Below are 9,649 nucleotides of genomic sequence, written 5' to 3'. Positions count from 1 at the left end.
CCACGATGGCCGGAGTGCGGGCATGCCGAGCCTAAGCGAGGCACCGAGTGGTGGGGCAAAGACCTTTTACTTTTGGCTGGGCCGGCATTCCGGGCGTTTGCCAAAAGTGACCCGCTGTAAGAGCGGAACCATAAGCCGCCGTTACCGAAGAAACGGATATGTACTCAGTCAACAATAAACCGCACCCCCGCCCTAACCCGCTCATCCACGGTCAATTCGAAAATATCCGGCCGGGCATAATGCCCAACCACATCATAGTCATACCGCGCCCGCACCAAATCATCCGTATCAATCCGCGCCACCAGCAACCCCGCCCCACCGAGCAATGGCCCGGCAAGAACGTCCCCCATGGGCCCGACAATCACACTGCCCCCCGCGATCAGAGGCCGATCCACCGGCCAGTTCGCCACCTCCACGCCCAACGCCTGGGGTGACGCCTGCACCTGACACGCACTCACCACAAAACACCGCCCCTCATGGGCAATATGCCGCATGCTCACCTGCCACATTTCCCGCTCATCCACCGTCGGCGCGCACCACACTTCCACACCCTTGGCGTACATCGCGGTGCGCAACAACGGCATCATGTTCTCCCAGCACACGGCGCCGCCGATGCGCCCTACCGCGGCATCAACCACCGGCAACGTCGAACCATCACCCTTGCCCCAGATCAGCCGCTCAGTGCCGGTAGGCATCAATTTGCGATGCCTGGCTACCAACCCGCCCACCGGCTCGAAATACAGCACCGTGCAATACAACGTGCTGCCACTGCGCTCGATCACGCCCAACACCAGGCTCGCCCCGGTGCGCGCCGACAAGCCGGCCAGCGCTTCGGTCTCCACACCCGGCACATCAATCGCATTGGCAAAATACCGCGCAAAGGCCTCACGCCCTTCAGGCAGGCGATACCCCAGCTGGGTGCCGAAGCCTTCACCTTTGGGATAACCCCCGAGCAACGCTTCCGGCATCACCACCAGTTGCGCACCGCTGCGCAGGATTTCGTCCTCGTAGGACAGGATCTGTTCCAGGGTCTCAGCCTTGCCTCCCGGCAAGGAACCGATTTGCAGCGCAGCCACGGTAGAAACAGGCATCACGATCACTCCGTATCAATGGGGGTTGCCCATTCTCCGGCCAGCGGCAATCATGAATAAAGCCCGCTTCGCTGCTAACTGATATGAGCCATATGAATATCGCCAACGTCGATCTCAACCTGCTGAAAACCTTCGAGGCCCTGCACGACGAATCCAGTGCCAGCCGTGCCGCCCTGCGCCTTGGCGTCACGCAGTCGGCGATCAGTGCAGCCCTGCGCCGCTTGCGCGATGTGTACGGCGATCAGTTGTTCGTGCGTACCGGCCGGGGCCTGGCGCCCACCTTGCGGGCCAATCAGTTGAAGCCGGTGATCAGCGAAGCCCTGGATCGCTGCCGCCAGAGCCTGGCGATGGTGGATCCCCAGGGCAATCACTATCAGGGCCGTTCGGTGGTGGTGGGGTTATCGGATGATTTCGAAATCGCCTACGGCCGGCGGCTGATTGAAGAGATTGCCCGGCGTGCGCCAAAGCTGCGGTTGATGTTCCGCCAGACCCACAGCCAGATCGTTGCCGACGCCCTGCTCGACCGCAGCCTGGACCTGGCAATCACCGCCGGCGGGTTTGCCGAGCGCCGGTTGAGCCGGCAGGTATTGGGGGAAGGCCATTACGCGTGCCTGGTGGACCCCGACAGCCTGGCGCCGGGACAACAGGCCATCGACCTCGACGAGTTCGTCAGGCGCGAGCATGTGCTGGTGTCATCCGGCGGGTTTATCGGGATCACCGACGAGGGCCTGGCCGCGCAGGGGCTGAGTCGCCACGTAGGTGCCTCGACCACGCACTTCGCGGCGCTGCCGTTCCTGCTCAAGGGCAGCCAGGCGGTGGCGACCATCCCCGGCCATGCGGCGCAGGCCATCGCGCAGATGACCGGACTGAGGGAGCTGCCTTGCCCGCTGGCGCTGCCGCGTTACCCGGTGGAGCTGGGCTGGCGCACCCAGGCGCAACTGGATCCGTTGCTGCTCAAGGTGCGCGAGGCAATCGAGGCTTGTTTTACTTCGCCGCCATCAGGCGATTGACTTCACTGCGCACCATGTTCGAGAACTCCGGCGGTGACATGCCGTCCAGTTCTGCACGCACCCATTCGGCCCATTTGCCCTTGCGCTTGGCGCGTTCGCCAAACAGGCGGGCGGCCTCACCCTTGGCCTTGCCCAGGTTGCTTTGCCAGAGGTCGTAGAGACGGGACTTTTCATCTTCCAGCGCGGCGCGCTCGGCGAGGGGCTTGTTGGCCAGATTGAAGCTCATGTTGAATTACCTGCTGCACAAATAGGTGACATCTTACACTGTAGGTTGAAATTTCCTGGCCTGGATTTCTCCTAAGCTGACCACAGGAAAAAAACTGCAACTTTTGCCCGCTTCAAACACTCCATTCTTCATCAAGAAGCGCATTCATTGCCACATTCACCCGCAAGGAGTTAACCCAATGGCTCGCAAATCTGCCGCCCAAGCCGTCGAAGACCAAATCAAGGACCAAGCCTTCAGTGAGCTGACCGCACTGATCGAAGAATCGGACAAGCTGCTCAAAAGCAGCGCGTCACTGGTGGGGGAAGAAGGTGAAACCCTGCGTGAACAGGTCGCCATCAAGCTCAAGCAGGCGCTGGACTCGGTGTCCAACGTGCGCGAGCGCAGCAAGCCGGTGGTGGATGCCACCGAAACCTATATCGGTGGCCACCCATGGCAGACCGTGGCGATTTCCGCCGGGTTTGGCCTGGTAGTCGGCCTGTTGCTGGGCCGCCGCAACTGATCTGATGCAACGGCTGCGCCCTCCCCGGGCGCAGCTCGCTTCAGGCCTGTGCCAACACCCGCAACCGACTCAATTCCTGCGTTTCGATCTCAATTCCGCCTGCCTGCGACTTCGCCCGTGTGCGATGGCGCCGATCCCCCGGTAAACGCCGCAACCCTGCCGCATGCATCTGTCGCACCAGCTCCTGGCTGCGCTCGGCGAAGCTCTGCCCGGCGGTCTTGCTCGGGTCGATCACGATCAGCAGTTGGCCGGTCCATGGGGTGCGGGCGCCGGGGTGATCGGACCAGTTGAACTCAAACGAGAAGTTACCGCCCGTGAGGGCCGCGGCCAGCAGCTCGACCATCATCGACAGGGCCGACCCCTTGTGCCCGCCAAACGGCAACAGCGCGCCGCCTTCGAGGATCGCCTTGGGGTCCTGGGTCGGTTGGCCGAGGCTGTCCACGCCCATGCCGGGTGGCAAGCGCTCGCCCTTGCGCGCGGCAATCTGCACGTCGCCATGGGCGATGGCGCTGGTGGCCAGGTCAAACACGATCGGCAGGCCATCGGCGCGGGGCGCGGCGAAGGCAATGGGGTTGGTGCCGAACAGCGGGCGGTCGGCGCCGTGGGGCACCACGCAGGTCATGCTGTTGACCACGCTCAAGGCCACCAGGCCTTCTTCAGCAAAAGGCTCGACATCCGGCCAAAGCGCCGCGAAGTGGTGGGAGTTATGGATCGCCAGCAAGGCAATCCCGGCACTGCGGGCCTTTTCCACCAACAGCCCACGGGCGGCTTGCAGCGCGGGCTGGGCGAAGCCGTTAGCCGCATCCACCCGCACAAACCCGCTGGCCACATCCTCGACCACGGGCACCGCCTTGCCGTTGACCCAGCCACTGGCCAGGGTCGAGACGTAACCGGGGATACGGAATACACCGTGGCTGTGGGCACCGTCGCGCTCGGCGCTGGCGCAGTTCTCGGCCAGCACCTGGGCCACATCGGCCGACGTACCGTGGCGGACAAACACCTGGCGCAGCAGGTCGGTCAATTGCGCATAACTGAGTCGCTCTGATGAAGACTCGACATCCAAAGGCGATGCAGACATCTGAAGCTCCCGTTTAATTATTGGAATGGGCAACAGCGTACAAGAATCGGTCCGTCGATTAGACAGGGTTTGCCCCATGGCTGTCGACAGGGAGCGCCAGACATATCTAGCCCCTCGTGGCGCCAGGCCTGGATAGGTTGCAGGCACGCAACTCTTCAAGGATCAGGATGATGAGCCACACCCCTCTCCCGTATTTTTTCCCCGAAGCCATGCGCGTGGGCTGGAGGGCGCTGGACCGTGAGCGCCAGCTGAACATCGACAGCAGGGACATCGAGTTTCTCGGCAAGGTGTTTTTTGCCAGCGATGCAGGCCGTCGCCAACAGTCGCCGCCAATGATCGCGCAGCGCATCTGGTTGAATAAAAGCACTGCCAATGCCGTCGAACTGGCCGGCAGCTTCATGATGAGTTCAACCAGCGCCTACCCACATGCCTGGCTCTACACCCCGTACGGCGGCCTGGAAAAATTCGACAGCCCCGCCCACTTGCTGACAGCACTGACCGAGCGCTTGAAAACCCCGGACAGCGCCACGCAACTGCTGTACTTCCTGCCCTTGCAGCAACAACCATCGCCGCTACTCGACAACCGACTGGTACTGACACCGGAGGCCATGCTCGGCGACGTATTGGGTGAACAGGAAAAAACCCTCAGGCGCTATCAGGAGAATAATCGCCAGGCGCTACTGGCGGCGTTGAAACAGTTGCCCGCCCTCGGCGCCCTGCTTTCAAAACTGCTCGAAAGCGTCTGCCGCCCACTGTTCCCCGGGCTCAGCCCCGGCGAAGCCCACGTGAGTTTTTTCGCCATACAGCCCGTTGGGTACACGGTGCCTCGCTGGCTCGACTCGCTGCAACTCAATGACGCGGTGCTGTTGTACTACCGTGAACAAGCCTGGCCCGCCGGGCAAACCCGGGAGTTCTTCCACCCCAAGCGGCCTGCCGACGCCAAGGCCCGCGACACGCAGCGTTGGGAAACCGCGATCAAACAAGCAGCCGGCCAACTGATCCCGTTCCTGCACAGTGCACTGGAGACGTTCTGGAACAGCGAGATCGCACCGGGCGTGTCGCGTCGGGCCTGGTTCGCCCGGGCCATGGCCGCCAATGCGCAACTGGATCTGCTGTTCAAGCGCCAGCAATCCATCATCAGTCCGGAGCAAAGCCGCGCATTGGCAGCGCTGTACTCTTCCCGGGGTAACGAGGCCCCCCCGAACAGCCAGACGCTGCGCGTCGAGAACGTACAGATCTGGGAGCAGCCGAGCAACGCCGTCGAGTTGGCCAGCACCTTGATGATCGGCAATTCGCAGACCTTTCTCTACACCCCCGAGAAGGGCCTGCAGGTGCTCGGGACCTACGACGATCTGATGGACACCCTCAAGGCCATGGTCAAGGCGCCAGGCTATGAAGACGACCTCTACAACCTGATGTCCCTGGAGGAGCGGGCGCTGTTTGTAGGGTTCAAGACGCCGCAGTTTTCCGGCACTCCCATCGCCGGCAATCTGTTTGAGCAGGTGCTCGAAACCATCATCGGCAAGCAGCAACAGAACCTACGCTACGCACTCGACCTGTACCGACGCACCCGCGCCGGCATTGACCCCTCGGCCTTGCTCGACTACGCGCTGGATGTGCGGTACATGATCGACAGCCACCTCCCGGGCCTGGATACCGCGGGACGCTGGACGCCTCATTCGGTACTGGCCGACCCGACTCGCCCGGTGTCGCTGGCCGCCGAACGTGCCGCCCTGCTGCAAAAGCAGATGACCGATATCCAGGACACGCTGGCAACCCAGGTGCGAGCGCAACCCACATTGGCCAACACCGTCAATCAGGCGCTCACCGCCGAGTTCAACCGCCGCGGCTTGGCTGGCCACGATCCCGGCAAGATCTACGTCAATCGCTACGCCGCCAGCGCAAGCGCGACACGCGCCACTGCGCCCCTGGAAAGCCAGAGCCTGCGCAGTTACTTTCTTGCGCGCCTGATACACAAGCGCGGGCCGATTCCGCAAACGCCGCACTATGGCCTTTACGCCAGCCAGGTCGATGGGGCTGTCACACCGCTGGGCGGCCTGGACATAGCGCAAGCCAACGCAGTGCTCGATGCCGCACTGGTCAAGTTTCATCACTCCAACATTGCCGATATTCCCCGCGAATACCTGGAACAGCTCAAGGCGCCGATGGCCCATGCCATGGCGGTGGCGATCCAGGGCGAAGCCAGGCTCAGGCGCCTCAACAACAGCCTGGACGCCCGAGATGAGGCGATCGCGCAGACGGTGTTTGATCTTCAACACCCTGATCGCCGCCGGCGCCAGGGCCTGGGTGGATTCATCCCGGATGCCTATGCGTTGACCGTCGAACCCGAGGGCCTGACGCAACGGGTGCCCCTGGCGCATTGCTTGATGCTCACCGAACGCGGTGGCCTGGCCCCGTCCCACTCAGGCCGGGCCGTGCTGTGGACGCCGGCGCGCGGCCTGGAGAGTTTCGCCAATGTCAGCCAGTTGCAGACAGAACTGCAACGACGACTGGCCGCGCCGGACCTTCGCAGGCAGCTACTGGCCAATCTCGACCCGCGCTATCTCAAACCGCACCAGGCCTGCGCACTCGGTCAGTTCATGCTGATCAACGGCGCGGTCGCACAGCACTGCCAGCAGTCCTGGATTGATCATTACCGGGCACAACGGGCTCACTGCCTCACCCTGACGCTCTCAGGGGACGCCTTGCTGAAGCGTCTCGGGGGGCTGGAAAAGGCCTTGCCGGCCAACGACCTGGGCCATGCCTCACAAATCGCCCAGACCTTCATGGCACAACAATCACTGCCCGCCTGGCTGGGGATGGCGTCTGTCAGCCAACAGCGTCGCCATGTCGAAATCCTTGAGCAATACCGCCACAGCCTCACGGACGACAAGGACTACCTTGACGATTTCCTGCCGCTGCCAGCGTATCTCGGCAGCAAGCTCATCGACTTGTTGCAGCCCTATGACGTGCGCCCGCAAGACGTCTACATCCTGCCCAAGCTGGTATTGGCCGGCCAGCGGCAGAACCTGGTGGACTACGCCCTCAATCACGTCAGCCAGCAAGCTGCTGCATTCGATGTCGAGTCCACAGCCGCCGGCCTGACACCTGCTGTGGTGCGCCAGATCCTCGCGCGCCTGCCCCTCAAGCAGGACCACCAGGCTTGCCTGGTCGAAAAACTCACCCCGGGCAAGCCGGGCGCAGACGTGCGGGAGCGCCGGTTTATTCAGCAACTGCCCTGGCAACTGTTGCAAAATGCCCACGCGCTGAGGCTGCAGGAACTGTTATCACCTGCGGGCCTGAGCCTGGTCGAACAGGTCCTCGACATGCCGGACGCGCTCGCCCGCGCAGCGGTCGAGGGCGCGACCTCGACAGTGCGTCCGCTGGAGTTGATCGCCACGGCGGGGGCCCGGTCCATCAAGGCCCTTGGGGTCTACTTGATCAGTGCCGTCGAAAGCACTCCGCTGGTGATGTATGCGCCCTATGGGCCGCAACAGGCGTTCCAGGAGTTCGACAACGAGGCCGATTTGATTCGCCGGCTCAACCTGCCCGGCCCCTTGCAGGACTGGGTGATCGGTCGCCTGCCAGAGGCTGAGCAAGCCACGTATAGACACCTCTGGGCCAGCACAGTCGGGGGAACCTCGGAAATCACCCTGGGGGCCAATCCGATCAGGGGCCACGCGCTCAAGCAGTTGTACCGCGACAACATCGGATTGATCTCGAACCTGTTTGAACAGCAATCCCAGGCCAACGGCCGGTCAGCCTGGGACACCCTCAAAGCCTTGTTCAGCAGCGGACTGCAGCACGCGCAGGCGTTGCTGCCGGGCAAGCTGATGGTGCCGCTGGTGATCTGGCAAAGTTACAAACTGTTCCAGGCCTCTGCCGAAGACTTGCAGCAACACCGCTGGCGCGAGGCGCTGCAAACCTTCATCGGCGGTGTCGCGCAAATGGCTTCGATCCGCGCATTGATGGATGAACCCTCGACACCAGGCACCGCCCCCGCGCAACCCGCGCCGACGCAAACGGCCAGTGCCTGGCACGACATCGACGTCACCGCCCGGGCCCGAACCCGGCTGCAAGCGTACGAAGCCTGCGACATCAGCCTGGAGGGCCTGACGGCAGGCAACACGGGCGTCTACACAGCGACGGACAACCGGCATTACCTGCCGTGCGCAGGCAAGGTCTACCGCGCCAGGCAGGTCGAAGGCCATTGGCGGCTTTTCAGTGCACGGTCCAAAGGACCGTTTGTGCGCCTGGATGCCAACCGCAAATGGACCCTGGACCCGGGCGCATCGGTTCGCCGCCACGGCCCCGGATGGAGTGCAATGATGGACCGCCGTGAGGTGCGGACAGCCGTGGACCAGGTGATGAACGTCGAGGCCCGCGGCCTGGCCGAGATTCGGCGTGTGTCGCCCTCCAGGGCCCAGGCGATCGTCGAGGCACTGGACCTGGCAACCTTCTACCTGCACAACTGCCAGCAGAACCTGAAGCTGCTCGACCACCAGTATCCGCCCGTGACCCGGGTGCATCGCTTTATCAACCGCTTCTTCGGCATCCCGATAGACGCCGACACCGGCCCGGCCAAGTTTCCGGAAGCCCTCGCGCAAAAACTCATGGACACGGTGACCGCCCTCCTCGATGAGGCGCTGGAGCCGACACTCTACTCGCTCAATTCCCGGCGTTTCGTCTCCGGTGCGCATATTGCCGAACCCGAACGGCACTGGGCGTTTACCATCGACGGCGACCCGGATCGACGCATCTACCTCACTGAAAACTTCTTCAACCCCCCTACGGCCGATTTCGAAGGGCGCCTGATCAATCACTTCGACCAAAGAGCCCATGCCCGCGCGACCACCTTGATTCATGAGTTGACTCATATCGTGAGCAATACCGCCGACGTCGCCTACCTCAATTCCACATCACCTTTTTCCGACCTGATTGAAGTACAGACCCAAGCCGGTCGCGATCTTCAGGACTGGCTGCGCAACGTGCAGGAGAATGCGTACTCGATCAACACGCCTGTTGGGCAATTGTTCAAATCAACGGACGCGTGGGGGCCTACCGGATTCGACCTGGGGACCGACCCGGAAGATGACTACATCAAGCAGCAGATTCTTGCCACGACCGGAGGCGTGGACTTGAGCAACGCGCGGGGAATTTTCAAAACCAACCTGACGCGGCGGTTCAATACACAGATGGATAACGCCGACTCACTGACCTTGCTGATCACCACCCTGGGGCGCCAGTTGGACCCCGTGCCTTCGATTGCCGAAGCCACACCGTAACAGACAGGGTGCGGGCCGAACGCCCGCACCCGTCAGTTCATTCAGTCTTTCTGATCGCGCAACACATTGCCCGACTCACCGTCGATGCGGAACTCATAGACCACGCCATCGGCCTTGCGCCCCTCACCTTCCCAGTAGCCATCGTTATCGGCTTCGATCTTGTAGATCTGGACGTAACCAGCCTTGGTCTTGGCGGTCTCGATGGCTTTTTCGATGGTGATCCAGCCTGCGCCCGGTTTGTCCGCCAGGGCGGCTCCAGCACTGAGCAAGGCGGTGGTTGCGACAACGGCGGCTAAGGTTTTCTTAAGCATTTTCGTGCTCCATTAGGGAATGAGTGTTACCTGTCCTGAATTTTTTAGGGCCCTGCAGACGAGAATTAGTTCCAATTGATGTGCATTCGCCATGATGGCTGTTCTCGCCGTCCTGCTGTGGAGGTTAGAATGTCGGAAATCAGGATGAG

7 protein-coding genes are annotated in these 9,649 nt (G+C 62.3%); 3 read left to right on the top strand and 4 right to left on the bottom strand.

The genetic code is table 11. The features are described 5' to 3' along the window. Positions 1 to 164: 164 nt before the first annotated feature. Positions 165 to 1,091, bottom strand: coding sequence for a carbon-nitrogen hydrolase family protein (locus tag HX801_RS31450; RefSeq protein ID WP_008432044.1), 927 nt, complete (start codon positions 1,089 to 1,091; stop codon positions 165 to 167). A gap of 92 nt (positions 1,092 to 1,183) precedes the next feature. Here HX801_RS31450 and HX801_RS31445 point away from each other — a divergent pair, with 92 nt between their 5' ends. Then, entirely contained in the window at positions 1,184 to 2,101 is a 918-nt protein-coding gene (locus tag HX801_RS31445; protein ID WP_008432042.1) for a LysR substrate-binding domain-containing protein, read from the top strand. Here the strand turns inward: HX801_RS31445 and HX801_RS31440 are convergent. After that, positions 2,076 to 2,327: a hypothetical protein gene (locus tag HX801_RS31440; RefSeq protein ID WP_003217960.1), complete on the bottom strand. Its 252-nt coding sequence runs from the start codon at positions 2,325 to 2,327 to the stop codon at positions 2,076 to 2,078. The two genes, HX801_RS31445 and HX801_RS31440, sit on opposite strands and share 26 nt — an antisense overlap. 178 nt (positions 2,328 to 2,505) lie before the next feature. Between HX801_RS31440 and HX801_RS31435 the strand changes: the two genes are divergently transcribed. Continuing rightward, the gene (locus HX801_RS31435) at positions 2,506 to 2,826 is read left to right on the top strand and encodes a YqjD family protein (RefSeq protein ID WP_003217958.1); all 321 of its coding nucleotides are present in this window, start codon (positions 2,506 to 2,508) and stop codon (positions 2,824 to 2,826) included. A gap of 40 nt (positions 2,827 to 2,866) precedes the next feature. Here the strand turns inward: HX801_RS31435 and HX801_RS31430 are convergent, their stop codons facing one another. After that, positions 2,867 to 3,904, bottom strand: a complete 1,038-nt coding sequence (locus HX801_RS31430) for an Ldh family oxidoreductase (protein ID WP_177023406.1) — start codon at positions 3,902 to 3,904, stop codon at positions 2,867 to 2,869. A 170-nt stretch (positions 3,905 to 4,074) separates the two neighbouring features. On the opposite strand from HX801_RS31430, the gene HX801_RS31425 reads away from it, so the two are divergent. Continuing rightward, positions 4,075 to 9,189: a dermonecrotic toxin domain-containing protein gene (locus tag HX801_RS31425; RefSeq protein WP_177023405.1), complete on the top strand. Its 5,115-nt coding sequence runs from the start codon at positions 4,075 to 4,077 to the stop codon at positions 9,187 to 9,189. Positions 9,190 to 9,230: 41 nt separating this feature from the next. On the opposite strand, the gene HX801_RS31420 is transcribed toward HX801_RS31425, so the two are convergent. Next, positions 9,231 to 9,500 carry a PepSY domain-containing protein gene (locus HX801_RS31420; protein WP_003217951.1) on the bottom strand — a complete coding sequence of 90 codons (270 nt, stop codon included), beginning with the start codon at positions 9,498 to 9,500 and terminating at the stop codon, positions 9,231 to 9,233. Positions 9,501 to 9,649: the final 149 nt, after the last annotated feature.

This window comes from Pseudomonas sp. G1002, assembly GCF_013385455.1.
Classification (GTDB): Bacteria; Pseudomonadota; Gammaproteobacteria; order Pseudomonadales; family Pseudomonadaceae; genus Aquipseudomonas.
This window is presented reverse-complemented; position numbering and strand designations above follow the sequence as displayed.

Excerpts from the sequence above, each read along its gene's own strand:
- HX801_RS31420 (WP_003217951.1), bottom strand. The coding sequence starts at position 9,500 with ATGCTTAAGAAAACCTTAGCCGCCGTTGTCGCAACCACCGCCTTGCTC.
- HX801_RS31440 (WP_003217960.1), bottom strand. The coding sequence starts at position 2,327 with ATGAGCTTCAATCTGGCCAACAAGCCCCTCGCCGAGCGCGCCGCGCTG.
- HX801_RS31435 (WP_003217958.1), top strand. The coding sequence starts at position 2,506 with ATGGCTCGCAAATCTGCCGCCCAAGCCGTCGAAGACCAAATCAAGGAC.
- HX801_RS31430 (WP_177023406.1), bottom strand. The coding sequence starts at position 3,904 with ATGTCTGCATCGCCTTTGGATGTCGAGTCTTCATCAGAGCGACTCAGT.
- HX801_RS31450 (WP_008432044.1), bottom strand. The coding sequence starts at position 1,091 with ATGCCTGTTTCTACCGTGGCTGCGCTGCAAATCGGTTCCTTGCCGGGA.
- HX801_RS31425 (WP_177023405.1), top strand. The coding sequence starts at position 4,075 with ATGAGCCACACCCCTCTCCCGTATTTTTTCCCCGAAGCCATGCGCGTG.
- HX801_RS31445 (WP_008432042.1), top strand. The coding sequence starts at position 1,184 with ATGAATATCGCCAACGTCGATCTCAACCTGCTGAAAACCTTCGAGGCC.